Raw genomic sequence first — 25,517 nt, 5'->3', positions numbered from 1 at the left:
TGTCACAAGTAGACAAGTTTTTTACTATATTGTGGTAGGGGGTGAACGATGGCATGCTGGACAGTATTTTGGCAGATATTACGATTCACAAGGCGTTGGTTTTGGTCGTGCCTGCCATGATGATCTTGGAATATGCATTGAACCAAACACCTCAATGCCCAGGGTGGCTCCGCATCTGGATCTTGCTCGGTATCGGCATCATCGCCGGTATTTTCGGCATCGGTTTTACCGTTAATGGAATTGCTAACGGCATCATCGCCACAGGAATCTCGATGGCCGCCCTCCAGCTCATCAAACAGACTTTAAATCGCTATTGAAAAAAACAAAAACCCTCTTTCGGATCATTCCGAAGGAGGATTTTGTATCTTCACATTCCGATCAGGTCCTTCACCGCCATGAAAAGAGCCGGTACAAGCAGCGCCGGAATCAGGTTCATCGTTTTGAACTTTTTGATCCCGAGAATGCTCAATCCTGAGCTGAGGATCAAGGCTGCGCCGACAATCGAAATTTCGGTCAAGAGAGCGGGCGTAATCAAGCCGGCAACGGCCCCGGCCGCTACATAAAAAAATCCTTGCCAGCAAAACAGGACGATTGCAGAAAAGGCGATCCCAACGCCGAACGTTGCCGCCAGCACAATGGAGGTGACCAAATCCAGGATCGCATTGGTGAACAAATACGTTTGATTGCCATTCAGTGCGCTTTCGATGGGCCCTACGATGGATAGCGTGCCGATGCAAAACAACAGCACCGCCGTGGATAACCCTTCCGCCAGATTTCCTTTGGAAAACCGCGAAACAACCGTTTTGAACCGTTCTTCCATATTGAGCTTCTCGCCGATGATTCCACCTAACGCGAGGCTCACGATGAACAATACCGGATACTGGCTGTCTGGCATGTGCTTCGCAAGCGAATAGATGCCCAGCGCGGTGACAGCCAGTCCCATCGCCTGCATCAGGATGTCCTGATACGATTCCTTCATTCCCTTTTTAAAAACACTGCCGATTACACTTCCGACCACGATCAATCCCGCATTTACGATCGTCCCGAGCACGACGACTCCCTCCTACACAAGTATTGGAGAAAGAATAAACCCTCCAGCAGCTGGAGGGTCAATCCATCATTTCGCAAAAAGCTGAATTTCGGTCACGAATTTGGATCGGTCGTTCGTCAGCCCGTAATCGATCAGCGTAATTTCGATGGCATCATCTGTGATGGCATATCCCTTTTCTTCCATATAATCCAGCAGCCTCTCATAATAAGGAGCGGCGTCGGCATGAGTCCCCGTAAACCGGATCGTGGCATAGGTGCCTTGTGGCAATATCTTTTCCGTCGCTTCCGTCATGCGGTAGCTTTCATTTTCAACAATTACGAACAGCGAGTCGTACTGGTCAAAGCTCCGATGCCGCAGATTATCAAGCGAAATCGACAAACCCACTTTGCCCAAAAAGATCGTCGCTTTCATGTTCGTGCTGTTTTCCAAAAGCCGAATCGACATTTCGAGGTTATCCGTTTTATGGATGTTTTGCTTCAACCGCACAATGGTCCGTTCGGGCAGCTCGACCTCCCGAATCTTTCCCAGCTCTCGCCGATTGGTCGCATCCGCGATTTGGGCGATGCGGCTCGCGATCTTTTTTTGAATCTGCTTGAAGTCGTTGATACGCTTCTCTGTTTCTCGCTGCTGCTCCTCCAATAGATGCAGCATACGGTCAACGTCGCGGTTTTCCAAAAACTGCTTCACATGCTTCAACGGAATCGCAAGCGCCTTGAGATACAAGATCGTATTGAGCTGCTCGAATTGCTCGATCGAGTAATACCGGTAGCCCGAATGCTCGTCCACATGTGCCGGTTTGAACAAGCCGATCTCATCGTAATAACGCAGCGTGCGAATATCTATCTGGAACAGCCTGGCGATTTCTCCGATCAAAAACATGCGTGGTTTCCCCTTCCTCATGATTTCTTCCGCTCATTCTCCCTTTATATGTATCGCGTACGCTAAAGCTTGTCAAAATTCATATTCTTCGGATGCCTCTTCATGCAGCCGGCTCGCTTGCGCAATATTCTGCTTGCTTTCCGCCTTATCCTCCAGATAAAAAGGTGCTCCCCGCTCGTACAATGGAGATAACCAGCATGCGAGGAGGATTACCTGATGAACGATACCATCACCGTCTGCAGAAAACAGGACCAGCCTACTACCCGATGGGCGGGGGGCTTATCCACCCAGCTTGCCATTTTTCCAAAAAATGCCGATTACGGCAGACGCGATTTCCTTTGGCGATTAAGTACGGCAAAAGTTGAGGCGGAAGAATCGTTGTTCACCCATCTCCCCGGCTTTTGGCGGCATCTGATGGTCCTCGAAGGGGAGTTGCTGATTGAGCATGAAGGACATCACCAGATTGCGCTGCAGCCTTTTCAGCAGGACAGCTTCAACGGCGGATGGACCACGCGAAGCAAAGGCAAGGTGCGGGACTTCAACCTGATGCTGGCAGAGAGATGCAGCGGAGCACTGGCAGCACGTCAGATCAAAACCGGGGTACACCATGAAACGGTTGGAAATCGGGAACATCCAAAGCTCCATGTCGATGAAGCATTTTACTGCTTGGACGGCACCATCGCGATCACGCTCGATGGCAAGCACGAAGTAACGCTGCAAGAAGGCGATCTGCTGATCATCGGCAGCATGAGCACGATATGCAAAATCACCATTGTCAACCGGGCAGAGACAGCGGTGCCGATGATACGAGCAACGATCATCTATGAAAAAAGACCCATTTGTAGCTCCTTGTAACATCACGCTACGCTTGCCAGACCGTACCCAAAATCGCAACCTCCGCCAAAAATAAGCATTTGATAGGGGGACATGGCTGTACCCAGCGAATAGTCTGAGAGTAGAAGCCGTATTTGGGAGGTGCCGGAAAAAAAGATGTCCTCACACAAAACGATCGGGCAAGGAGTATATCGTGCTGTCTATAATTTGGGGTACGGCTATGTACTGAAAGTTGCGAAATCAAAATACGGTAGAATGTGCAACAGAAAAGAAGTAATGATTTACCAGTCATCCCCATCCTGCCTGAGAAACCACTTGGGCAAAATCGTAGACTATGAAAAAGACTTTTCCTGGATCATTATGAAGCGATACAATGATAAATTTCCGCTGTCAAGCACCTATCGGAGCAAGCTCGGCACTGTGAACCGCCTTTTTCGCAGAAGAGGAATCTTTCCCCGTGATGTATTCAATCGCTTCGGGGAGCCTAACACCAGAAATTTACGGTTAAAGCGTGACGGGAAAATCTGTTACATCGATTACGGAAATTTTCGATTTTATCGCTAAGTTGGCAAAGTTGAGGCTATGTATGTTGAAAGCGAAAATGAATCTGGAAGCCGGTAATCCCCATTTTCAGTATACCGGCTTTTTCTCCAGAGCAGGACGTCGGGGATCTCTCTCATTACGGTGTGTGGACCGTTTTTAGATGCTGGATGTTCCAGCTAATCTCTTCCCCTTCACCTGTTACAAGAATCACCATTTTGTCAGAAGCTTTTTTTAATAAACCAGACTTGGCAGGATTATCGCCAATATCGAATACCACAATGTTTCCTTCCAGACGCTTTAACTGTTCCTCAAAAGAACGGGAAACCGAGACGCTGGAAGGATTGAAGGCGATCTGCTGGCTTTTCAGTGAATACGGTGTGGTATTTTGCGTATAGGGAATCAACCATTTTAAGTGGTAGATGGATACAAACATATTTTTGTATACAGGCGAATAGAAAACAAAGTAATCATTGAGCACATTGATCACGTAGCCATGGAGCGTCTGATTCCCCACAACGTACAGTTTCACAAAAATTCCTTTTGCGTTTGTGATCATTTTCCGCAATGAAATACCCTCTTTATTCGTCTCAAACGGCAGGTTGGCGGGGTCGTATAATTGTGGATCGGGATGCGGATTTTCCTTCATGTTCTGAATCTGCATAATCGGAATGTACAAAAAGTCATTCCCGTTATAGATGACGACCACATCAAGGCCGTAATCGACCAAAATTCCTTTAACGTGGTGTTTTCCCGAGAGTTCAAGCACAACTTGTTTATGATGAAGCTGATCAACTCCTGTCAATCTTGTTTGCACCTCCTTTAGCGAAAGGATCAAAACAGCCACAGGCGGGCACGACGAGGCACTTCCCCTGCTGCCGGGGATTTCTATGCCTGATGTGAACTGAATCTGCCAAACGTTCAGGAAGATGCCTCGCTAGCCTCTGTCTGTATCGTTCATGGTCATTTTTTAGCTGCCTTCTTCATCCGCAAGCTATTACCCGCATTTTTGATGTTGACTCAACGCATGGTGCACATCGCGCGGACGCTGCCTGATTTTTCTGTGATTAATTCCATCTCGACCGAACAATTCGGTTCGCTGCTTTTCGCAATACTTGAATAAACTTCACTTTGCGGTTTCCGCAAAGCGATATGTTCCGGAATCGAATTTTGGTTGTTTTCATTCTTTTCGGGCAGCAAACCTTGGTTCTTTTCCTTCTTTTCGGAAAGCAAATTTTAATTGCTTTCGTTCTTTTCAGGCACACTTTTTTGCAGAATCGTTTGCAGTTTCTTCTGGTATTTTTCCTTTTTCGATACCAGGCGTTTCTTCTTCCATATGCATTCTCTCCGGGGTCAGCATCCGAGGTTTGGTTAGTTGTTACCCCCTTTTTTTTTCCGTCGTTGTCGCCCCCGTTGCCTCCGCCGCCTCCACCGCCATTGGGTTGTTGCGTCTCAGCATCATCTGGAGTTGCGAGGCTGGGGTCCTGGTAGCTGAAGTTACGAATATGATCGGACGCAATGCGGAAAATCTCTTTGTTTTTCACAAGCACGATATGGTCCGCACTGTTGCCGCTTAATACACCCTCCACAGATTCAGGGCCGCCGCGATTGATTTTGATCCAGTAATTGTTCAGGTTCGTATAAACCTCTGCCAGCGTTGCTGCTTGCACAAAGCCCGGGTACGTGTTCAGCGGCTTGCTGTTTTGGTTTGGCTCTTCGCTGATGCTCCTGACGTGTTGGGTTTGGTAGATCAGCAAGCCGTCTTCTTTGGTGAGAATGACAAAGTAATCGGTTCCGATTGCCACAAGTCGACCTACACGGGATTCAGGACCGCCGCGATCTACCCTGATAACCTCATATTTCATGCCGTTTAACACTGCATTCAAGTTCAATGGTGCGAGGTATCGTGAATAATAGTCGGCTGGCTTATCCGCGATTTTAACAGAACCCTTCAAATCTTCGACAAGACTTTTGATATGCTGGATATTGTAATAAATCACCCCGTCATTTTCCGTGTCTACCAACAGGTAGTCTCCATTCATGCCGACAATTTTCCCCAGCTTTGATTCAGGCCCGCCTTTATAAATCCGCAAAACCTTGCCAATCAAGCCAGCGAGTGTTGCAGGGTCAAAACTATTCGCCATTCTCGTTATCCCCTTTCATTTGTCCATAAGGTTTATTTATACTGCATGTATATGAGCACAAAAATCCTTTGATATAAGCGAATTCACCAAAATCTCATAAATAGATTGGTATCTATCAACATTTGTCCACTACCTTACGTTTTTTTATTCTTTAGTGGATATTCGGCTTATCCAAACGCTACGAAATCGCATACATTAGCATGAAATGACCAGGTCACAATCATGAAGGTGGTGAGTAAATGAAGACGTTACGGACGGGAAAATGGCAGAAGCACAAACAAATGATGGCAAACATACATCTAGTTGAATATTTACCAGAGACAATGCTCTTCTCCGAACAATCGTTCCATTCCTTATTGCAAAAATATCGGAAGGTTGTCTTAAAACCGGATGGGGGAGCATTGGGCGCTGGTATTGTTGTCGTCACATCTATCTCCCCAGATCAATACGTCGTTCAAATGAGACACCGGAAATGGCACTACGAAAATGCAGGACAATGTTATGCGGGTGTAAAACGGATCACCAAAGGGCGCGACTATGTTATCCAGCAGTACCTCTATTTCGCAAAAGTGAATAACCGGCTTTTTGATATCCGAATCATGACCCAACTGGACGAACACAGCCGTTGGATCGTCACAGGCATGCTGACAAAGGTAGCCTATAAAGGATACGCCGTAACCAACCCGGAGGAATTCGTCCGCCCCGTTGGAAGTGTATTACAAAAATCCTCACTCGGGCAGTCTTCCGTCGATCATTTGATGAATGAGCTGGAACGCATCTCCCTTGAGGCTTCCAGACAGCTCGAACTATCCTATCCTGGATTGAAAATCATTGGATTTGATGTAGGAATCGACACCGAGGGCCATATATGGATTATTGAGCCAAACTTTGCCCCTGCCATCTATTGGTTCAAACAGCTGCCGGAACTGAAAACGTATAAAAATATCATCTACTATAAACAGATCGTGCGGAACAAAAAGGCTTCCACCATGAACAGCGCACCAGCGATCATGGCAGACACGTACGATGAATTCTATTACTATTCGTAACTCGTACCCGGGAACGTCCACGTCATGATGGCGTGGACGTTTTCTTCGCCCAAAAATGTGTATTTTTTTCACTCCTTTGCCGGTTCCCCCCACCCGTTCATTTTGCGTTCACAGAGTGAGGGTATAGTAAGAAGCACCAACAAACCGGCAAGGAGAGGAACGTTATGAATAAATGGGTATTCGCAGCTATTCTGTACATGGCTGTCGTCATCGGCGGATTCACACTCTATGACAAGCTCGTCCCCGAGGAAAAAATCGCTGCCGCAGAAACCGGCGGACATCAACACGAATCGGCCAGCACCGGCCAAGGCCACGGAGAAGAATCGCAGCACGCGGAAGACAGTGAAGTGAACGTGTTCGTACAAGCGCAAAAAGATGCCATCAAGATTTATCTGAAGGACAAAACCGGCAAACCGGTACGCGATTTGGAAGTGAACCATGAAAAGCTGCTGCATTTCATCATCGTCGACGACCGTCTGCAGGCGTATTATCACCTTCACCCGGAACAAGTGGGCGATGGAGAGTTCCGCATCGCCAACGGATTGCCTGACGGGTTTTACAAAGCGTTTGTCGATATCAAGCCAAAAGATCTGGCGTACCATGTGACACCTGTTCCGTTCATCGTCGGCGACCCGATCCAAACTGCTGCCGGCAAGGCGCTTGCGCCAGACCGCACGCTTGTCCAGCAAGTCGAGGGGGAAACCGTCAAGCTCACCATGAACTCTTTGCGGGCCAATGAACCCGTCACCTTGTCATTTGACCTGGATCAATCGAAGCTAACTCCTTATTTGGGAGCGATGGGGCACGTCGTCATTCTTGATGAGCATGCACAGCGATTCCTTCATGTCCATCCGGCGAATGATAAGGAACCGGTATTCCAAACAACCTTTGCACAGCCAGGCCTCTACAAAATTTGGGCCGAGTTTAAACAAGACGGGACCGTACGGGCATTTCCGTTTGTGGTTGAAATAAAATGAGTTTCATTGTGATGCCGACATTGGGCTATAATTTGGCTAAAGATTCGTGAGACTACCGGAGAGGATCGGAAGCGCTCTGATCGTCTCCCGAAGCTATGTTCGAGGGGGAAAAGAAATGCCGAAAGTGTTAGTGGTAGACGATGAGGAACACATCCGGGAATTGGTGCGCCTGTATTTGGAAGATGAAGGATTCGAAATCGTTGAAAAAGCGAATGGCGCCGATGCACTCGAGTATGCAGAAAACAATCATGTGGACATGGTGATCCTCGACATCATGATGCCGCAGATAGATGGCTGGGCGCTTTGCCAAAATCTCCGTGAATTTGGCGACATGCCGATCTTGATGATCACAGCGAAAGGCGAATCTACCGATCGGATTAAAGGCTTCAAGCTCGGGACCGATGACTACGTCGTCAAGCCTTTCGACCCTGTAGAGTTGGTACTGCGCGTAAAAGCTTTGTTCAAACGGTACCGTACCGCGACCTCCAACATCGTGAAGCTTGGGGACATCACATTGGACCGCAAGAGCTATCGGGTCGTTTTCGGCGACGGCAAAACGACTACCATCCCTTTGAAAGAATTCGAGCTGTTGTATAAGCTGGGGAGCAATGCGGGGCAGCTATTCACACGGGATAGCCTGATTGAACAATTATGGGGCATCGATTTCGCCGGTGACGAGCGTACCGTTGACGTTCATATCAAACGGCTCAGGGAACGGTTTTCTGCACATGAATCATCCTTTCGCATCGTGACGATCAGAGGCCTTGGCTACCGGTTGGAAGTCGAGCATGATTAAGTCGCTGCGTTTGGGTCGCTTGCTGTTCGCTTTCTTTGAAAAGGCGAAAACGTCTTCGCCAAACCGATCCAACGAATCAGTGGGTAGCCGCCTCCCGGGTTGATCGCCCGCGAGGCGGTTTTTGTCCGTTTTATTTACCGTATGCAGCTACTTGATCGAGAGCAGCCAGAACTTGCTTATGCAGCTCCACCGCCTTCTCCTTGTTGCCTGCCTTCACTTCATCCAGCAGCTTTTGCGCATTCCCGATCAATGTTTTGGCCTGTGCTTCACCGCCGAGCGCTTTTGGCAAATCAGCGTTGATCACATCAATGAACAGTGCGCCTTCAAGCGCAGTGATCATGGCTTTGTCTTTGCCCCAGTTCTCCATCGTTTCCGTATATTCGCCCTTCGCCGTCGCTGCGAACGCATGTACAAACGCCTGGTTGATCGCATCGCCTTTAATGTTCTTCACATCATTGGTCAGATCAAACTGTTGGTTGATGAATTCGGTAGACGCTTTGTCATTTTCGATGAGATAGCCCTTGAGAGATTGGAAGAACGCCCATGCTTCCGCCTGTTCCGCCTTCAAATCCTCCTTCGTACCTTCCTTCACCATATTTTCCAGCTTGTAGCCGTACCCTTTTTCTGCGCCGGACGCAAAGTAGAACGCCTTCATCAAGGTTTTATCCACGATCTGTTTACCCAGATTGAAAGAAAGGCTGTCCCCTTTGTCGATCGCATTCATCATCCCGGTGAACCCGCTATCGATCGCGCTTCCCATTTGGGAGCTATACGCCGCGTCGCGCTTTTCAACCATCCCTTTTAACAAACCGTCATAAAATTCCTTGGCTTCGTTCACTTCGCGCTTGGCAGACGCTTTATCGCTGAATTTTTCATTCGCTTCCTTGAAATCATGACGCATGGACAAGAAGCCGATATTTTGCATGAGTTTTTCATGCAGCTCCGCTACAACGCCTGCAGACAAAGAACCGGATTTGCCGGCATTCATGGCAGCTTCCAACTGGTCATTCACTTGCCCTTCGTTTTCACTGTCCCGCGCTTGAACCAACGCTTTCAAATTATCGCTGTACATCTTTTGCGCTTTGGCCCAATCGACAGTACCGCCGTCTTTTCCCTTTTCCAGCTCTGCGACGAGCGCTTCCGCTGCCTTGGCGTAATCGGTCGGCGACTGCTTCTTCTTCTGCTCCTGCGCAGGCTGTTGACTTGCGGATTGGGCTTGATTCTGGTCAGTGCCGGCAGTAGTCGCTGTATTTTTCTCTCCTGCGCTGCAGCCCGCTGCAAGAAGTCCGATTGATACGGCAATCGCTGCGATGTACTTGGTTGCTTTCATATGTTTGTCTCCCCCTATGTGCATCTGTCTATCGTTGAAAATAATAACCATTATCACTCACGAATGCGATTGTAATGCGATTGAGAACCAATGTCAACACTTAACCGAGGACAATAATCAACCGTTTCATCGTTACCTGGATGAAACATACATGCACGAAAAGAAAAGATCCCTCCTCACAGACAGCAAAATAAAGCGCCTTTGACGGGGATCTATACATGATTGGGGTGTATTTACTCGCACCTACCTTCTTGCAACCGCCTTGTATCTTTTCGTATAACCGACCTTCTGATGAACACCCGAAAGGATTTTGCGGTCGCTGATCTGCCAGGTATGACTCTTTTTATTTTCTCTTCTCACCATCACATAATTAAATCGGTCCGTTGAAAAAATTCGGAGGCCTTTTGCTCTGCATCGTGCATAGAATCCCACATCTTCACCCAATGATCGGCGCGGGAAGCGAATGAACGTAAAGACGCTTCGCCTGGCCATTATCGTTCCCCCGGCAATCGTGCGCACAAATCGATTTTCTTGAAAAGGAAAGCGTATAAGCAAAAGCTTTCTTTTTTTCAAATACAGAAAGTACGTACGTTTCCCCACGACATGCGCATTTGTCCTTGCAAAAGCACGCAGGGAAGACTGCAAATAACGTGGTCCATAGTAATCATCATCATCAAACTTGGCGATAAAGGCATATTTCGCCTTCGTTATCCCGAAATTGAGACAACTCCCTAACGTGTACCGCTGCGGTAATTTGTATACCGATACATGTTGATACTTACTCGCTATCCTCTGATAGGCACGCAGGTTCATGCGATCGTTGTTGAGAATGATGATGAGTTCCTTTTTGACATCGCTTTGTCTTCCATAATTTTTGAGTAGATTTTTAAAAAATTGAGGCCGATTGGTAGACACTATAACCGAGACTCCCCTGATGCTGCTGTACGTCCGCTTCCCTTTCCTGTTCTTCACCACGCATCCCTCGTTTTCGTTTCTTTGCCGAATCTCCTTCATGCTATTCGACAACCGTGGGAAAAGGATGGTTGGTTGTACTAGCATTGCGATAAAAGTTTGCCTAATTCACGTGAGAAAACCGCTGGCTCATTGACTGCCAACGGTTCTCCTATGAATGACGAATGCATTAGTTCAAGACACGGCCCGCTGCAACGAAATGCGTGTCCCACCATCCGCCAGACATGTTGCTGTACGTTACGCCACCTTTTCCATACGTGTGAAGCACTTTGTTGTTACCGGCGTAGATGCCCACATGTCCAATTCGATTAATCGAGCCAGGGCTGTATTTCATTGTGGCTCGTGTGGAGAAAAAGACCAGGTCGCCCACTTGCAAATCGTTTCGCGAAATCGGAGTCACCTTTTTGTATTCCGATCTTGCGCCTCCGCGCCCTAAATCGATTCCAGCTCCTTCTTTGAATGCCCACATGACGAATTCAGAGCAGTCCATTGTACTTTTATCAGAACGACTTGAGCCGTATTGATACGGCGTCCCCATATATTTTTCCCCTGCTTTGATCACCTGTTCGCCCGCATTGCTGCCCTGCGATGCCGTTGTATGGTTACCAGCCTGCGTATTCGTATCTGGCGTTGATGTGGACGACTGCATCGAATCCGAAGCACTTCCGTTAGAGTTTCCCCACTTTGCATGCCCAAGTGCCTGATGTTTGTGATGGCCATGGTGATGACTGTACGTAGCTGCGTGTGCTTGTCCCCCTACCAAAAGCGAACTGCACATCAGTACCGCCACTGCTGCGTTCATTTTCCATCCGAGCTTCATCATCTTATTCATCCTCCTTGGCGATGTGTTGTCGTCTTTACATGAATGATGATATCGTTTCGATCTGAGAAACGATTTAAAGCGGAATGATAGTTTCCTAACAATCAGCTGAGAGATTGCTCAGAATTTCGAGGAGGGATCATATGCAAAAAAAGCCGACTCCCCTTTGATTGGGACGTCAGCTGTCTGTAAGTTGTGGTGCCGTCAAACGCAAATAAAGAGAAGCCCGACTGGTTGGCAATCGGATCTTCCCTTTGCTTTTCTTCTAGCCAAAAGCACTTATCCCATTTCCAATAAGTACCTTAAGCATATGCCATTCCATTTTTTACAACAAGCGAAAGGAATGGACATTATTCGACAAAAACCAATTACCCCTAAGGAAAATCAGCTGATTCCTTACGTTGCCGGGCAGCATGTATGCTGGCAATCAATTGCCGTCGTCGATACTTGGACATGCTTCTCGCTTTGTTCAACGTTAAACGCCCACATCCACGATTGACGTAACTGCTTTTCCAACCGGTCTTGTTTTTGCCTCATACGAAATTCTTCAACATACAAACTGTCATACATAATCTTCACCCTCTTTGTTATTTCGTGCAGCAGTCTTTGCTTTCTGTTACCGTTTCGGAAACTTCACTGGGATCGGGAACACAGCAGGCAGAATCTTTTTCACCGTGAACATCCGTATCTGCTTTTGTGTAAAAAAACTCCCACTCGTTCCCATCCGGATCGTGAATCCAGAATTTATCCTGAAGGGCGTAGCAACATGTGGTGTTCATTTCATCGTACATGGAAAGAATCCCATTTTGTTCAAGTCTGTTTTTATGCGCGATAACCTCATCTGTACTTTCTACCTGAATTCCAAAATGCCCAACTTGATTACCACTCACCCCATCACAAAGGTTTAGCGTGAAGTTTAACCCCGGTTTCTCCAGAAGGAACTTTGCATAGTCTTGCTTTACCTTAACAGGCTCTGCTCCGAATAATTTGCTGTAAAACTCAACTGACTTTTCCAGATTGGTAACATTAAGACCTACATGTGCATATTTCATTAAAATGCCCCCTAATATCAATATATTTTGATGTTTAAATCAAAAAAAATTGATGAAGTGATGAAAAAAATTAGCAGCAATTGTTTTCAGACCTGAACAGACAACAAAGCTCCTCAGATAACAGATGGTTGACCTCTTTATGATTGAGCTGATAGTAATTCATCGTTGCCTCGGTTTCTTTTTTTAAGAGGTTTGCATCTAACAGTATCTTCAGATGGTAAGACAATTTGGATTGAGCCATGTCAATTGATTCGGCCAGATCACAGACGCATGTCTTTCCACGCTGTGTAAGTTCGTACATGATCTGTAACCTTTTCTTATCCGCCAAGGCTTTGAACTTTGCTTCATACATCTCGAGCGTGTCATCGATATTGTTGACAATCGGTAGTTCCTTCAACGTGAGATCACCTCCATCAACTTTTTTTGATGATCAAAGTGTATCACCTATTTTATCCAATTGCAACGGTAAACATCAATTTTTTTTGATAGAATTTATTTGCCGTTTTTTAGAAAAACTTCAATTCTCGTTTTTATGGAGTCACGAACGCTTCGGAAGCTCGCCATTATTTCTTCTTCGGTCCCCGTTGCCTTTGCTGGATCGTCGAATCCCCAGTGCCATTTCACTACGTTTTTATTTGGTATGAGCGGGCACTGCTCATCCGCATGACCGCAGAGTGTAATGACATAGTCGGCGCGATTCAATATCTCTGGATCAATCACATCCGATGTATGCGAGCTAATGTCAACGCCGGCTTCTTTCATGACCTGTACGGCACGTGGATTTAATCCATGCGCCTCAAGGCCGGCACTCTTCACTTCATACTTGTCCGATCCGAGAGCCTGTAAGAATCCATCTGCAATTTGACTTCTGCATGAGTTACCTGTGCAAAGAAAATAGACGAGCGGTTTCTTCTCCATGTTCATTCTCCTTTTTACGAGACAGTTTTTTGAAAGTATTTCCTTTGGAACCACAAAGCGATATTCACGAAAGCAATCATGACCGGGACCTCCACTAATGGCCCGATAACCGCCGCGAAAGCAGCTCCCGAATGAATCCCGAAGACTCCGACTGCTACCGCAATCGCTAACTCAAAGTTATTGCTCGCAGCCGTAAAAGCCAGTGTGGAAGTAACGGAATAGCTCGCTCCTGCTTTTTTCCCCATAAGAAACGAAACCAAGAACATGACCACAAAGTAAATAAGCAACGGAATGGCGATTCGAATTACATCAAGCGGCAATGCGACAATGACTTCCCCTTTTAACGAGAACATTACGATGATCGTAAATAAGAGCGCCGCTAGCGTAATCGGGCTGATTTTGGGGAGAAACACTTTCTCATACCAATCGCGCCCTTTCATTTTCACAAGCGAATAACGTGTAATCATCCCCGCAAGGAACGGGATGCCCAAATAAATGAACACACTCTTTGCAACCTCTTGTATAGCGATGTCAACCACCATCCCTTGCAGCCCAAACCAGTCAGGCAAAACCGTGATGAATACATAGGTGTAAACCGAGTAAAACAACACTTGGAAGATGGAATTGAACGCGACCAGACCAGCCGCATATTCACTATCACCTTTGCAGAGGTCATTCCACACGATAACCATTGCGATGCAGCGAGCCAATCCAATCATGATGAGCCCTACCATATATTCCGGATAACCCTTTAAAAATACAATTGCCAAAACAAACATAAGAATCGGGCCGATCACCCAGTTTTGAACGAGGGATAATCCCAATATTTTCACGTCTCGAAATACTTTTCCCAATTCCTCGTATCGTACCTTTGCTAATGGCGGATACATCATCAGAATCAATCCGATTGCGATTGGAATCGAAGTGGTCCCCGTTTGATATCCTTCAAGCGTAGTCACGAGACCTGGAAAAAGAAAGCCTGCCCCAATCCCCACGGCCATTGCTACGAAAATCCACAACGTCAAATAACGATCGAGAAAAGATAACCGCTTCCCAACTTTTTCACTCACGATTGAACACTCCCTTCTACTCACATGTCACGAGCAACCCTTGCTCCTCTAATTTCTTTATGTCAGCTGAAAAATCCGGGAGATGACGAAGTGAATATCCGATCTCCTCAAACTGTTTTCGATTCAACGAATAAACAACCCATTGTCCTTTTCTTTGCTCAGTGACCAGGTTCTCGCTTTTCAACCGACTCATGTGTTTTGAAATGGATGGCTGAGATATGCCGAAGATCGGCACGAACTCGCAAACACACCAATCACGCATGTTCAACAGAGCAATGATTTTTAACCGCGTCGGATCGCCAAGTGCTTTTAAGGCATTCGCTAATTTCGTAAATTCCATATTGAGAACTCCCTCCTCACTTCCAAAATAATAATATAGTCATATGGCTATATTATTATAGTAAATTGCATAGATTGTGTAAACAAAAGATGAATCCATAATAAAAGAGAGCCACCTAGCTCCCTTTCCATGTTTCCTAAAAAACTGCTCGTCCAGCCATGGATACGTCGCCCGCCGCTTCCCTGTCTTCTGGCGTCGCGTCTTTGGTGAGCTTGTAAAGCATCGTCGCGATCATTTCAAAGTGGGCAAATTCCTCAGCACACTATAGTTATCGGTGAATAAGACAAGCACATTTACAAAAATATACATGTATTGCTTTTACATCCACTACAAGAAACGCCCTTCCATCGAGGAGGGCTTTTTACATTGGCAATCAATCATGTGTTTTAGCATTTTTCCAATCATGGGTACGAACGAAATCGCGAAACTTATCTGTGTACGTGAAGAGGGATAACAATTTGGTTGACAGATAATACCTTGATGATTTATATTTTATATAGGGGTTTTAATAATTACACAAAAGGAAGGTAGTTGATCTTAATGAGCACGATTGATATTTCGCGCAAGGTTCGTGACGATTTCGCTGAAGTGTTACGGGCACAGGGGATTAATTTGGTGGATAATTCGAAAATCGTTAAAATTACCGATGGAAATGTTGAGTTTGAGTACGTGCTTAAATACAGCAAACATACATCTGCTACCGGATATTCTTTTACCATTAAGGAGTCGGAATTCGGAGAGGATGACTCCACTCGCTATTATGTTTTTGCTTTAATTGAGCCGGAACCGACTCGGTATATCATTTTGTCACATCGTACGTTTAAACAGTTGATGGAAACTCCGTTGGAATCTCCAACCTATAAAAACACAGGTTCATACACATTCAATTTCGGAAAAAACAGTGACAAACTTGGCAAATGGGAATCTTTCCTTAGCTCACCTCTTGCATTTGTAAATTTATTCAACCCAAATGATGATAAAATTACAATAAAAGTTTCTGAACTCAGAGCACTAAAAAGTCAAATAGATGCACTCGGAAAACAAGTGGACTCTCTCAAGCAGCAACTGTCGAATTTATTGAAGTAAAATAAGTTCTTGTGAAAAATTGGCAACCACCCTCTTCATCCGTGAATTGGGTGGTTGCCGGTTTTTACATTTACACTTGATACTCCATCAATTCATTTCCAAACCCTCGGGCATACTCCTTGGCGCTCGGTGTAAACAAACTGGCAGTCATTACAAATCTGCCAACGACACCTTGTTTCATCATCTGCGAGTGGAACATACTCGGCACATGGCAACTCTGGTCATGGTGTAAAAAGAAAGAAGAGCCGCGGCTGCAGCTCCTCTTTTATCTACTACAAACCATTGTATGTAGCATTTACAGTAACATCAGCATAACCAAGTGCTTCTATGACAACTACATGGTTTCCCGGAGTTGGCGGTTGCGGCAAGGTGATCGATATCTGCCCAGCGGTGAATATATCACTAACATTCAGTACAAACTGGCCATCAATTTTTATGGCGGTAATACTGTATCTCCACTGCTCGTTATCTGTAAAAGTTAGTACAAGCTGAGTAGGCGAATATGTTGAAGGCGACAAATTTGGTGCGTTCGAAATATTGCTATTCTCGTCTTATCCCTTCCGAGCTTATAACGAGCCTACACCGTGCGGGCGACTTTCATCGCACACGGCGTTCCATCAACTGTAGAATCTCGATCCTACTTACTCATATAGTCTCTTATTTCCCCAATATTCAATGTAGCATTCAACATTGAACAAATTATGAACAACAGTTTGCAGGGTGCTGCCTCAGTGTCTTCCCATGAAAAAACGCCCCCTCCGTTTGGAAAGAGCGCTATGTGAACCTGTGTAACTGGCTGGAACGCGCCAAATCAGCTGCGACACTTTGCCCAGCTCGGACGCCCGACAGCCTGAGAGCCACAGGCTCCTTTTCCATGCATCCTAAAAAAACTTCTGTCTCCCCTGCTCTTCCTTCAAAATCTCTACAGCCTCACTAAACCGCTGCGCATGAATAATCTCCCGCTGGCGCAAAAATTTCAAACTATCCTGCAAATCGACATCATCCGTCATATCGATCAGCCATTGATACGTCGCCCGCGCTTTTTCTTCGGCGGCGATGTCTTCATACAAATCGGCGATCGGATCGCCTTTTGACGCAATATAGGCAGCCGTCCATGGCACCCCTGCGGCATTTTCGTAAAACAGCGCTTGTCATGATTGGCGTAGTGTGCACCCAAGCCCGCTGCTTCCATGTCTTCCGGCGTCGCGTCTTTGGTGAGCTTGTAAACCAGTGTAGCTGTGTATTTTTTTATTAACTACGGGCTTTCTACGATCCTGCAACGGAAACCGTCGGCATTCGATTCATGAGAGATAACGGCGGTCCATGTGAGTGTCTCATCAAAAATGTATAAATCGTCTGTAAATCGTTCATAGTGGTTCAGCAGGTTTTGGGGTTGCATTTGATAGACATACTTCCGGCTAACCTCTGTTCCAATGTGGCTAGGACTATCCCAGAAGAACAATACCTTCTCTTTTTGCTGTAAAAATTGCTTCACATCCTCAAGATGAACTGAGGTGAATGGACTTTTCAGGAAGCCCCAAAGATAGCCAACTCCCTGATTCCAATATAGTTGAAAATGGTGTTTACGGTAGTCCTCACTATCTGTGTCAAAAAAAGCGCGGATGTACGCATCTCTTACTGAAGTTGATTCCTTTTGTGGCAAGTGAGGAAGCTTGGTAATGTTGACAAGGTCTTCGCTGTAATCGACTGGCATGTATATAAACGTTTGCATGGTGTGGTTTTGGACAAATGTAAGCCAATAATGAAATTGTCTTGATACTTTATAGTGGGTTTTTGCCAACATGTCTCTTATATGCTGGCTATCATCTTCATGATATACGGCATACGTTCCTTTGGGTATTGTGATAAACTGGCATCCATCGGGTGGAACACTTGCATTCGATACCATTTTTCCGCAAATCGTAGAACCTGTATCGTAGACATAATAAGTGTGATCAGGGTTTTTCACATATGGATAGGCCCATAAAATAGAATTCACTTGACCATCACGTTCAGCTGGTACTCCTAAAACAATAAATTCATCAACAGTCTCAATTTTTAATTCCATTTGTAAGATCACCTGTCTTTCTTTTCTATAGAAGGTATAGTTACCGTTTGCACCAGCCTCTAAAAGCCCTAGAAGGGTATGGTGATTGACAGACGAGCTACTATATTCATTCTTTGTGTGTTTATAAACCATGGTCGCGATCATTTCAAGGTGGGCAAATTCTTACGCGCCAACATTGTATCCATGATAACGATTTTCGATTCATAAGTAATGGCTTCCGTCAGAAAAAATGTACATGATACCTAAAAATGCAACTGATCCTTACTGGAGGGGAGACGCATATATCCATAGTTAAGTTAAGGATATATACACGAAAAAACCTTATTTCCAAAGTCTTTCTGACGGTCCCGCCTTCCCTTAAGACATGCTCTTCAATACATTCCTGGAGACTCTGTTGTAAATGCTCCCGCCAATCAATGGAACAGGGAGGGTAAATCGCCGGGGACGTGCTCGCTTTTGTAGCTGGGGTCCCGCCAACGAAATATTGGCAGGATCCCTACCAGCGTCGCTGACACCACCCTCGATGTAAGGGGTAAATTAGTTTTACATTACTTTCAAAATTTTAGAAATACTCAACCGAAGGGAGGTAATAACATGAGTTTATCATCAGGTGGGAACGGTGATGGCGGGCAAATTAGCCAACCCCAGCAGGCAGGGGCAATCGCAGTTGCCACCGCTACCAGTAACAACACGATCAAAATAGACTCAAACTCCTCCAGCAATATCAACAGTACCGGTTCATTGACTGCTCTCGAAAATCAGAACATCGTCGGAACGGTGGAGCATGAATTCATGGAAACACGGCCGTTAGGAAAAATGACAATCGATGCTCTCCGCACGGAGGGTTTCTTTTTTTATCAATTTCCGTCCCGGTATGTGCCACACATATATTGCAAACCAAAAACACGCTGCATGGTAGCAACGTGTTTTTATCCTACTCGATTTCCTCGGGTTTGCAGTTATTGACTCCCAGCTTGTTAAAATCCTTTGTATTAAAGGTCACGACCTGAATATCACCCATGATTTCTGCTTTTGCAGCGAGATACGCATCAGCATAATCTACATTATGCTGCTCATATAGCTGTAAGGCCAAAGTCATGCTTCTCTTATCAGGTGACTCAATTCCTTCAAATTCCACCAACCGCATGAGTGTAGTAGCAATTTTATTTCGTGGGAACTCATACACTTTTTGCAGTACCCACACGCTCTCTGCCAACACTAACGAATCAAGATAAAGCACCAGTTCTCCATCAACTGCACGTCTCATAAGTTGCAATGCTTGCGGTGAATGCGTTTCGTGGTCGTTGGTTAAGTAGCGAATCAGAATGTTTGTATCGAGTAAATGCCGTGTGCTCACGCGTTAAACCCGTTCCCTTCTTACCGGTATTTTTCCTCTCTCGCCTCACGCATTTTATCCCGCATCTCTGCAAAATCACGCGATACAGGCTTTGTTGGTTGCAGAGAACCAAAAAGATCCAGTACAGAGGCCCTTTTTATAGGTACAAGTTTGATTTCTCCATCACCATTGATGATGTATCTAACACTATCCCCTTCCTCTAACCCCATAATTTTACGAATCTCTGCCGGAATAACTACCTGGCCCTTGGCTGACAGTTTGCTAGTTGCAACCATCCTTTCTTGTGCCCCTTTTCTCATGCCCATACCCCTTAAATGAATATTCTGAAAAAATGTTCCGTAGTTGGTTCAATAGCATACTGGAGTTCATTAAATAATTATCCTTTAGTTTCTTCTTACAAAAAATTAATATCCAACTTCTAAAAATTAATACCTTAATATTATATCACTTACATAGTCTTGCTATTCCTACTTATCATTATACAAAGATGACATCGTAATGTAAATGCAACTACAAAAGTAAAACTTTCATTAACATTCCTACAGCCAAACAGTCCCTATTCGCATACGACGCCCTAGCTACCTGCTGCTCTCATATCTCTGGCCGTGCCGACCACCGCCCCCGTTGCTACTGGCTGGTCGACTCCTCGCTTTCCTGGTAGCTCCACCCGTGGTCGTAAACCGAAGGGGGAAAAGATCGATGTCAAGAATAAAATACATGGTTCCCTCTATTTTTATGGAAGTCTTATACGAAAAAAAAGGAGAGCCCTTCGGCTCCCCTCTTCCATCACGCTAAAAAAACTTCTGTCTCCCCTGCTCTTCCTTCAAAATCTCTACAGCTTCACTAAACCGCTGCGCATGAATAATCTCCCGCTGGCGCAAAAATTTCAAACTATCCTGCAAATCGACATCATCCGTCATATCGATCAGCCATTGATACGTCGCCCGCGCTTTTTCTTCGGCGGCGATGTCTTCATACAAATCGGCGATCGGATCGCCTTTTGACGCAATATAGGCAGCCGTCCATGGCACCCCTGCGGCATTTTCGTAAAACAGCGCCTTGTCATGATTGGCGTAGTGTGCACCCAAGCCCGCTGCTTCCATGTCTTCCGGCGTCGCGTCTTTGGTAAGCTTGTAAACCATGGTCGCGATCATTTCAAGGTGGGCAAATTCCTCAGTGCCAATATCTGTCAGCAGGCCGATAACCTTGTTGGGAATGGTATAGCGTTGATTCAAATAACGCAAAGCAGCAGCCAATTCTCCGTCGGATCCCCCATATTGCTCAATGAGGAATTTGGCCATTCTCGGATCGCACTTGCTGACTCGAACGGGATATTGTAATTTTTTTTCATAAATCCACATCGCGATTTACTCCTCCTACTGCTCTATCTTTATACCTGCCAGGGCCAAGGCAAATCCACCCATTGCCACGGGCATGCGGAATAGCTGTGTCCCAGGTTCATCAACGGGCCGTATTGGCACTCGAACTCATGAGCGAGCCGCCAACGCTCCTGGACGTTTTGGTTATATTGCTGCACGGCACCTGCGTCATCCGGATGCGTATCCAAATACAGATTCAATTCACACAATACGAAATCAACTGCTTGGAGCTGCTCCAGCATGCGATAGTATTGCTCATCTACCTCGATTCGGTCCGACATTCCGTCGTCACCCTCCCTCTTCCCCGATTGCTCCGATACGGACTAAAAAAGGCCGGCCACAACGTCCCCACGCCGAGCGCTTCCATAGCCGAATACTGCGGGAGATCACACGGCTGAAATCCCATCGTCAGGTTTGGGGGAATCACATAGCTTTTGATGCGCTCCGGCGGGCATGGATCGTAGGGGCCGACAAAAGGAAACCAGACTCTTTCCTGCGATTGCAACGTACATTACCTCCTCGACAAAGAAATCGACTAGACCCTTTACTATATGTCAAACACCCAGTAGGCGGTGCAAGGGCGAATACCCATAATTTTGGCGGGACAATTAGAAAACCTGGCTATCTGTATAGGAAAAACCCCGCCTTATCGCAAGGCGGGGTCGATCATCCGTTTTTTCAATTGCGTTTACATATGTGTTTGATACGTCTGCTGCTGATTCTGCATGAGCGGCTGCTGCATCATTGGCGCTTGCATCATTTGCTGCATGGGGGCTGGCTGCATGCCGGTCGGCACCATCGTCGTCGGCTGATACATGGTAGTCGCGGTGTTGGTTGTCACATCGGCCAACGTCGGAACCTGGTAGTACCCTTTTTGATTCATGTACTGGAATACTTCATACGACATCTCCGAGCAGTTGACTGCTCCTTGCTGCACCATGCGGCGCAATTGGGGATGCACGATCTCCTGGGTCGCCACGATTTGCATGCTTGCCGAAGCCTTGTGACACCCGAGCATGCCGCAGGCCACATCCTCATCACTCATTTCATGGGCGGAAGCGTTGGGATGCTGCGGCTTTGGCTGGTGCAGCCCCATGACGGGGTTCATCATTTTAGGCGCGCGATACGGCACGCCCATCGCAGCGCCCATCCCTTGCTGATTGACAGCCTGGGCGAGATTATTGTACTCCTGTGTCATGAATTGCAGATGGCGGTCCAAAAGCGCCATCAGTTGCGGGTCCTTCACATACGGACGGTACAGCTCGAATGTATTGATCGCATTGATCGTCCCGCTTAAAACCTCATGCAGCTCCATTACCTCATGTGCACCCATTTGCGCAGCCATGGTAATCCCTCCTGTTGGTGAATTGAACCGGATTTAGTATTCACCCGCGCCCCGGACAATTATGTAACGGGGACGTAATCCGCATCTGTATTACACCGGTCGAAGCCGGCGTTCGACTCAATCCATGAGGGACAGCTGCCGCTTACTCCCCGATCGCATTCTGGAAGGTCACGACGGAAATGTTCGCGCTGTTGACTGCCTTGTTGTACTGGTTTTCCGTTTTGGTCAGCTCTTCCTCCGCCTGCACAACATCCAGAGAAGTGGACAACCCGTTCTCATAGCGAATCTGTGCTGCGCGGAAATTTTCTTCCGCCATAGCCTGCGACTCCTTGTACATGTCGACGCTGGACAGGGATGCTTCCATATTGAAATACGCCTGTTTTACTTCCACTTCAATGCTGCGTTTCGTATCCTCCAGATCGATTTTCGTCGCTTCCAGATCATTTTTTGCCATGGAGCCTTGATAGGTCGACAGGGCCGAATACTTTTGGAACAGCTCGACATTCAATTCGGCGAGCTGGATCTCGTTTTGCTTTTGCTGAATTTCGTAACGCTTTTCGCCAGCTTGCTTCAACGCCTCATCCAGGCTGCCAATTGTCGGCTTCGTCAGCTGCGTTTCCTTGACCAACGTCCACTTTTTGTCCAAATCGACACCCAGGTAGTTGTTCAAGTTCAAGAAGGCGACCGTTACCGCATTTTGCGCGCTGAGCAAAGATGCCTTCGCATTCGTCACGCTCACCTGTGCGGACAGCAAGTCGGTTTTTGGCACTGTACCCGCTTTCAGCTTGGTGTTGACCATATCCAGGTTTTTCTGGATGCGCTCCGCGCTGCGCTGCTGCTGCTCCAGCTCGGCCTGCGCGTTCAGGCAGTCGTAATAGAGCTTCTGGATTTGCAGCTTTGTTTTGCTCTCCGTCGCTTTATAGGACAGATCGTTAATTTGCTGCGACATTTTGTTTTGCTGGTCTTTGTAATACTTCGATTTGGCGGCATCAAGGGAGTCGATATCATCTGCGGAAATCTTTTTGATTTGCGAATTGACCAAAATCGCGTTGGTATCCGCCGAATCGATCTGCAGGCGCAGCGAGCGCAAGCTGGAGTTCGATTGCAAGCCGATCTCGATCGCTTTGGCCAATGTCAAGGTGTTGTCGCTTACCGCATCGGTTGCTGAAGTACCAGGGGCGGCCGCCGTGTTGGTTGTTGTGACCGCAGCGGATGTTGTCGCGATGGCTCCTGTTGCGGAAGTTTGTGAACCGGTCGCCGCACCGGCAGTCATCGCATTTGCGACAGACACGGTATCTTCTTTTTTGTCACTGGCACTATTATCAGCCCAGCCGGGCGTGGCGGCCAACATGCAGGTTGCTGCTATCGAAAGGGCAAACCAGGCTTTATTTGAAAAGGGCAAACGCATCCTCATTCCTCCTAGGACATCAATTATGCCTATTATTTAATCTGAAGATTTGTTTTCTCTTTGAATTGGCACGCCATGCGGCCCGCACGATGCTCTCGATCTGCTCGACCCGACGAAACTGCGGCCGGTCGAGCATTTCCCGTTTCTGCGTAGCGGTAAAATGGTGCTGAACCGGAACCCGATAAACTATTGCGCCGAGGTTGAACAAGCAGCTTTCGGTATTGGCGTCCTGGTACCACGGATATTGCGCCGCTGGCATTTTTTCTATGCATTCCTATACAGATTCGTATCGTGACTTATACCATTCTGTATAGGAAACACCTTTTTTCGCAAACAAATCCCTGTCGTTTCCCGTTTCCGCTCGCATGTTGCCGACCGTTTACGCACTTGGCGCAGTTCTTGCTTTTTTACCTTTGCACGAGAAACAAGTCACCTATACAGGGAGGAAAATCACAATGACAAAGCAAGCTTTTTTGTTCCATGGCGGTTCCATTTTAACGATGACGGCAGCGGAAGCAGCGGAAGCAATCGCCGTTCGGGGCGACCGAATCGTCGGCGTCGGCTCGCTTGCAGACTGCCGCCAAGCATTGGCGGGGACGATGCCACCGAAATCGATCTGAAAGGGCAATGTCTCCTTCCCGGCTTTATTGACCCGCACGCGCATCTGATGATGCACGGTATGTGTCATACATGGATTGACCTCGGCTATCCACGGGTAAAAAGTATGGCTGACCTGGTTGCCGTACTGAACGAGCACAAGCACTCCCTGCCGCTCCGCGAGGCGCCGCCGCAGATTCATTTCGATGCGGAGGAGCTTACACCCTAGCAGTTTTGCTTCAATGGACGAGGGCCGTCAGCAGCAACCGACGGCCCTCGTTTTTCATTCTTCCCTACACCAATGGAAACCAGCCTGGCGTATGGACGATCATCCCCCACATCTGGTCAGGAATCGACAGCTTCTCCTGATCGTCGCGCGTCAAGGTCGTGGCAATATCCGCTTCGCGGCCTTCCGCGACTTTTTCCACCCACTCCGGCTCCACCACAAGCTCACGCCCCAAGGCGATCAGCGGCACGCCGGTTTGCATCGCTTTGGCGACATCGTCAGGCGTGTACAGAGAGCCGACGCCGATCACCGGCACCTTGTTGCCCACACGTTCCAAAATCAACTCGATCCGGGAGCGCGACGTGTCCTCGACCCCGCGGCGCGGCTTGGACCAGAAGTCATTGAGCGACACATGGAGGTAATCGAGATTTTTTTCCACCAGCGCATCAACAAGAACGAACGTATCCGCCATCGTGATCCCCGGCTCTTCGGCTTCCTCCGGCGAAAAACGGTAACCGACGGCAAACGGCGCTTTCGCATGCTCTGCTACCACCCGCTTCACCTCATCAACGACCGCAAGCGGGAACGCCAGGCGTCCTTCGACACTTCCGCCCCAACGGTCATCGCGACGGTTGGAATGCGGGGAGAAGAACTGCTGGATCAGGTAGCCATTGGCACCGTGAATCTCGACGCCATCAAAGCCTGCCTCGATTGCCCGGCGCGTCGTCTCGCCAAAATCTTTAACGATTCCGGCCACCTCATCATCCGTCAGCGCTTGCGGGACGACTGCAGCGTTCCGCAAGCTCGGCACCGCGCTGGCGCTCACGACTACGCCATTGGGGACAACAGCGGGCGGACATTCCCTGCCTCCGTGAAACATTTGCAGGATCGCTTTTGCCCCCTGCTCTTTAATCGTGGCGGCAAGACGCTGCAGGCTGGGGATAAACGCATCGCTGTACGCAGCGAACTCCCCCGAAAACCCTTTTCCATTTGGCGTAACATACGTGCACGCTGTCACAACCATTCCCACGCCTTTCGATCTGCGCGCATAATACCGCAGCTCAGCATCGGAAACCGTTCCATCCTCGTTCCCGGAGATCGTCGTCATCGGCGCCAGCACGATGCGGTTTTTCAACGCAATTCCGCTTTTCAGCGTAAGCGACTCAAAGAACGGGCTATATTTTGGATTCATCAGCAAACGTCCTCCCTGAATCTGTCTCTTCATCTTTACTGTAATAATTATAGTTACTTTTATAACGGTAAACAAGAATGCCGCCTG

Annotated in this window: 31 protein-coding genes and 3 pseudogenes; 10 read left to right on the top strand and 24 right to left on the bottom strand. The window is 47.3% G+C overall.

The window, feature by feature from the left end; genetic code table 11:
* Window positions 1-53: 53 nt before the first annotated feature.
* On the top strand, window positions 54-317 hold the full coding sequence (locus ACTID9_RS02210) for a phage holin family protein (protein ID WP_441069637.1): 264 nt from the start codon (window positions 54-56) through the stop codon (window positions 315-317).
* A 50-nt stretch (window positions 318-367) separates the two neighbouring features.
* On the opposite strand, the gene ACTID9_RS02205 is transcribed toward ACTID9_RS02210, so the two are convergent.
* On the bottom strand, window positions 368-1,051 hold the full coding sequence (locus tag ACTID9_RS02205; RefSeq protein WP_441069636.1) for a DUF554 domain-containing protein: 684 nt from the start codon (window positions 1,049-1,051) through the stop codon (window positions 368-370).
* Between the two features lie 66 nt (window positions 1,052-1,117).
* Window positions 1,118-1,930 (bottom strand): MerR family transcriptional regulator, encoded by an 813-nt coding sequence (locus tag ACTID9_RS02200; protein ID WP_441069635.1) that lies wholly within the window; start codon window positions 1,928-1,930, stop codon window positions 1,118-1,120.
* A gap of 216 nt (window positions 1,931-2,146) precedes the next feature.
* Between ACTID9_RS02200 and ACTID9_RS02195 the strand changes: the two genes are divergently transcribed.
* Complete coding sequence (locus ACTID9_RS02195) at window positions 2,147-2,785, top strand: HutD/Ves family protein (RefSeq protein ID WP_441069634.1); 639 nt, start codon at window positions 2,147-2,149, stop codon at window positions 2,783-2,785.
* A 658-nt stretch (window positions 2,786-3,443) separates the two neighbouring features.
* On the opposite strand, the gene ACTID9_RS02190 is transcribed toward ACTID9_RS02195, so the two are convergent.
* Both ACTID9_RS02190 and ACTID9_RS02185 read right to left on the bottom strand, forming a co-directional pair.
* Window positions 3,444-4,109 (bottom strand): DUF2642 domain-containing protein, encoded by a 666-nt coding sequence (locus tag ACTID9_RS02190; protein ID WP_441069633.1) that lies wholly within the window; start codon window positions 4,107-4,109, stop codon window positions 3,444-3,446.
* A 262-nt stretch (window positions 4,110-4,371) separates the two neighbouring features.
* Complete coding sequence (locus tag ACTID9_RS02185) at window positions 4,372-5,448, bottom strand: hypothetical protein (protein WP_441069632.1); 1,077 nt, start codon at window positions 5,446-5,448, stop codon at window positions 4,372-4,374.
* 239 nt (window positions 5,449-5,687) lie between these two features.
* On the opposite strand from ACTID9_RS02185, the gene ACTID9_RS02180 reads away from it, so the two are divergent.
* The 3 genes from ACTID9_RS02180 to ACTID9_RS02170 all read left to right on the top strand — a co-directional run bounded on the left by ACTID9_RS02180 (window position 5,688) and on the right by ACTID9_RS02170 (window position 8,270).
* Window positions 5,688-6,497 carry a YheC/YheD family protein gene (locus tag ACTID9_RS02180; protein ID WP_441069631.1) on the top strand — a complete coding sequence of 270 codons (810 nt, stop codon included), beginning with the start codon at window positions 5,688-5,690 and terminating at the stop codon, window positions 6,495-6,497.
* 164 nt (window positions 6,498-6,661) lie between these two features.
* Window positions 6,662-7,474 carry a hypothetical protein gene (locus ACTID9_RS02175; protein WP_441069630.1) on the top strand — a complete coding sequence of 271 codons (813 nt, stop codon included), beginning with the start codon at window positions 6,662-6,664 and terminating at the stop codon, window positions 7,472-7,474.
* Window positions 7,475-7,589: 115 nt separating this feature from the next.
* Complete coding sequence (locus ACTID9_RS02170) at window positions 7,590-8,270, top strand: response regulator transcription factor (protein WP_441069629.1); 681 nt, start codon at window positions 7,590-7,592, stop codon at window positions 8,268-8,270.
* A gap of 130 nt (window positions 8,271-8,400) precedes the next feature.
* On the opposite strand, the gene ACTID9_RS02165 is transcribed toward ACTID9_RS02170, so the two are convergent.
* From ACTID9_RS02165 to ACTID9_RS02125, 9 genes and pseudogenes are all read right to left on the bottom strand, one after another.
* A complete protein-coding gene (locus tag ACTID9_RS02165) occupies window positions 8,401-9,600 on the bottom strand; it encodes a hypothetical protein (RefSeq protein ID WP_441069628.1) in 1,200 nt (399 codons plus the stop codon).
* 243 nt (window positions 9,601-9,843) lie between these two features.
* The gene (locus tag ACTID9_RS02160; RefSeq protein ID WP_441069627.1) at window positions 9,844-10,515 is read right to left on the bottom strand and encodes a glycosyltransferase; all 672 of its coding nucleotides are present in this window, start codon (window positions 10,513-10,515) and stop codon (window positions 9,844-9,846) included.
* Between the two features lie 226 nt (window positions 10,516-10,741).
* Window positions 10,742-11,395 carry a C40 family peptidase gene (locus tag ACTID9_RS02155; RefSeq protein ID WP_441069626.1) on the bottom strand — a complete coding sequence of 218 codons (654 nt, stop codon included), beginning with the start codon at window positions 11,393-11,395 and terminating at the stop codon, window positions 10,742-10,744.
* Between the two features lie 584 nt (window positions 11,396-11,979).
* Window positions 11,980-12,444, bottom strand: a complete 465-nt coding sequence (locus ACTID9_RS02150; protein WP_441069625.1) for an ArsI/CadI family heavy metal resistance metalloenzyme — start codon at window positions 12,442-12,444, stop codon at window positions 11,980-11,982.
* A gap of 70 nt (window positions 12,445-12,514) precedes the next feature.
* Complete coding sequence (locus ACTID9_RS02145) at window positions 12,515-12,796, bottom strand: ArsR/SmtB family transcription factor (protein WP_441072360.1); 282 nt, start codon at window positions 12,794-12,796, stop codon at window positions 12,515-12,517.
* Window positions 12,797-12,936: 140 nt separating this feature from the next.
* Entirely contained in the window at window positions 12,937-13,362 is a 426-nt protein-coding gene (gene arsC, locus ACTID9_RS02140; protein ID WP_441069624.1) for an arsenate reductase (thioredoxin), read from the bottom strand.
* A 14-nt stretch (window positions 13,363-13,376) separates the two neighbouring features.
* The gene (gene arsB, locus ACTID9_RS02135; protein ID WP_441069623.1) at window positions 13,377-14,432 is read right to left on the bottom strand and encodes an ACR3 family arsenite efflux transporter; all 1,056 of its coding nucleotides are present in this window, start codon (window positions 14,430-14,432) and stop codon (window positions 13,377-13,379) included.
* Between the two features lie 16 nt (window positions 14,433-14,448).
* Complete coding sequence (locus ACTID9_RS02130) at window positions 14,449-14,772, bottom strand: ArsR/SmtB family transcription factor (RefSeq protein WP_441069622.1); 324 nt, start codon at window positions 14,770-14,772, stop codon at window positions 14,449-14,451.
* Window positions 14,773-14,941: 169 nt separating this feature from the next.
* Window positions 14,942-15,028: pseudogene (locus ACTID9_RS02125) on the bottom strand (manganese catalase family protein); the annotation flags it as partial.
* Window positions 15,029-15,312: 284 nt separating this feature from the next.
* Between ACTID9_RS02125 and ACTID9_RS02120 the strand changes: the two are divergent.
* Entirely contained in the window at window positions 15,313-15,858 is a 546-nt protein-coding gene (locus tag ACTID9_RS02120) for a hypothetical protein (protein WP_441069621.1), read from the top strand.
* Between the two features lie 272 nt (window positions 15,859-16,130).
* Here the strand turns inward: ACTID9_RS02120 and ACTID9_RS02115 are convergent, their stop codons facing one another.
* The 3 genes and pseudogenes from ACTID9_RS02115 to ACTID9_RS02105 form a co-directional block, all read right to left on the bottom strand.
* The gene (locus ACTID9_RS02115; protein ID WP_441069620.1) at window positions 16,131-16,376 is read right to left on the bottom strand and encodes a hemoblobin-interacting domain-containing protein; all 246 of its coding nucleotides are present in this window, start codon (window positions 16,374-16,376) and stop codon (window positions 16,131-16,133) included.
* Window positions 16,377-16,739: 363 nt separating this feature from the next.
* Window positions 16,740-17,095, bottom strand: a pseudogene (locus tag ACTID9_RS02110) (manganese catalase family protein); the annotation flags it as partial.
* Between the two features lie 18 nt (window positions 17,096-17,113).
* A complete protein-coding gene (locus ACTID9_RS02105; RefSeq protein WP_441069619.1) occupies window positions 17,114-17,926 on the bottom strand; it encodes a hypothetical protein in 813 nt (270 codons plus the stop codon).
* Between the two features lie 594 nt (window positions 17,927-18,520).
* Between ACTID9_RS02105 and ACTID9_RS02100 the strand changes: the two genes are divergently transcribed.
* Window positions 18,521-18,892: a hypothetical protein gene (locus ACTID9_RS02100; RefSeq protein ID WP_441069618.1), complete on the top strand. Its 372-nt coding sequence runs from the start codon at window positions 18,521-18,523 to the stop codon at window positions 18,890-18,892.
* Here ACTID9_RS02100 and ACTID9_RS02095 read toward each other — a convergent pair.
* The 7 genes from ACTID9_RS02095 to ACTID9_RS02065 form a co-directional block, all read right to left on the bottom strand.
* On the bottom strand, window positions 18,861-19,283 hold the full coding sequence (locus ACTID9_RS02095; protein ID WP_441069617.1) for a PIN domain-containing protein: 423 nt from the start codon (window positions 19,281-19,283) through the stop codon (window positions 18,861-18,863). The two genes, ACTID9_RS02100 and ACTID9_RS02095, sit on opposite strands and share 32 nt — an antisense overlap.
* 20 nt (window positions 19,284-19,303) lie before the next feature.
* Complete coding sequence (locus tag ACTID9_RS02090; RefSeq protein ID WP_441069616.1) at window positions 19,304-19,582, bottom strand: AbrB/MazE/SpoVT family DNA-binding domain-containing protein; 279 nt, start codon at window positions 19,580-19,582, stop codon at window positions 19,304-19,306.
* Between the two features lie 492 nt (window positions 19,583-20,074).
* Window positions 20,075-20,644: a manganese catalase family protein gene (locus ACTID9_RS02085; RefSeq protein ID WP_441069615.1), complete on the bottom strand. Its 570-nt coding sequence runs from the start codon at window positions 20,642-20,644 to the stop codon at window positions 20,075-20,077.
* A gap of 29 nt (window positions 20,645-20,673) precedes the next feature.
* Entirely contained in the window at window positions 20,674-20,943 is a 270-nt protein-coding gene (locus tag ACTID9_RS02080; protein ID WP_441069614.1) for a spore coat protein CotJB, read from the bottom strand.
* Window positions 20,922-21,167 carry a spore coat associated protein CotJA gene (locus tag ACTID9_RS02075; protein WP_441069613.1) on the bottom strand — a complete coding sequence of 82 codons (246 nt, stop codon included), beginning with the start codon at window positions 21,165-21,167 and terminating at the stop codon, window positions 20,922-20,924. Before ACTID9_RS02075 ends, ACTID9_RS02080 begins: the two co-directional genes overlap by 22 nt.
* 183 nt (window positions 21,168-21,350) lie before the next feature.
* Window positions 21,351-22,007: a spore coat protein gene (locus ACTID9_RS02070; protein WP_441069612.1), complete on the bottom strand. Its 657-nt coding sequence runs from the start codon at window positions 22,005-22,007 to the stop codon at window positions 21,351-21,353.
* Window positions 22,008-22,149: 142 nt separating this feature from the next.
* Window positions 22,150-23,415 carry a TolC family protein gene (locus ACTID9_RS02065; protein WP_441069611.1) on the bottom strand — a complete coding sequence of 422 codons (1,266 nt, stop codon included), beginning with the start codon at window positions 23,413-23,415 and terminating at the stop codon, window positions 22,150-22,152.
* Window positions 23,416-23,512: 97 nt separating this feature from the next.
* Here ACTID9_RS02065 and ACTID9_RS02060 point away from each other — a divergent pair.
* The 3 genes and pseudogenes from ACTID9_RS02060 to ACTID9_RS02050 all read left to right on the top strand — a co-directional run.
* Window positions 23,513-23,650: pseudogene (locus ACTID9_RS02060) on the top strand (catalase); the annotation flags it as partial.
* 220 nt (window positions 23,651-23,870) lie between these two features.
* Window positions 23,871-24,035, top strand: coding sequence for an imidazolonepropionase-like domain-containing protein (locus ACTID9_RS02055; protein ID WP_441069610.1), 165 nt, complete (start codon window positions 23,871-23,873; stop codon window positions 24,033-24,035).
* Between the two features lie 47 nt (window positions 24,036-24,082).
* The gene (locus tag ACTID9_RS02050) at window positions 24,083-24,241 is read left to right on the top strand and encodes a hypothetical protein (protein WP_441069609.1); all 159 of its coding nucleotides are present in this window, start codon (window positions 24,083-24,085) and stop codon (window positions 24,239-24,241) included.
* A 64-nt stretch (window positions 24,242-24,305) separates the two neighbouring features.
* On the opposite strand, the gene ACTID9_RS02045 is transcribed toward ACTID9_RS02050, so the two are convergent.
* On the bottom strand, window positions 24,306-25,430 hold the full coding sequence (locus tag ACTID9_RS02045; protein WP_441069608.1) for an NADH-dependent flavin oxidoreductase: 1,125 nt from the start codon (window positions 25,428-25,430) through the stop codon (window positions 24,306-24,308).
* Window positions 25,431-25,517: the final 87 nt, after the last annotated feature.

The sequence above is a fragment of the Brevibacillus fluminis genome (genome assembly GCF_052072235.1).
Taxonomy (GTDB): Bacteria; Bacillota; Bacilli; order Brevibacillales; family Brevibacillaceae; genus Brevibacillus_D; species Brevibacillus_D fluminis_A.
Note: the sequence above shows the minus strand (reverse complement) of the source record. Positions and strands in the feature narration are given on the sequence as shown.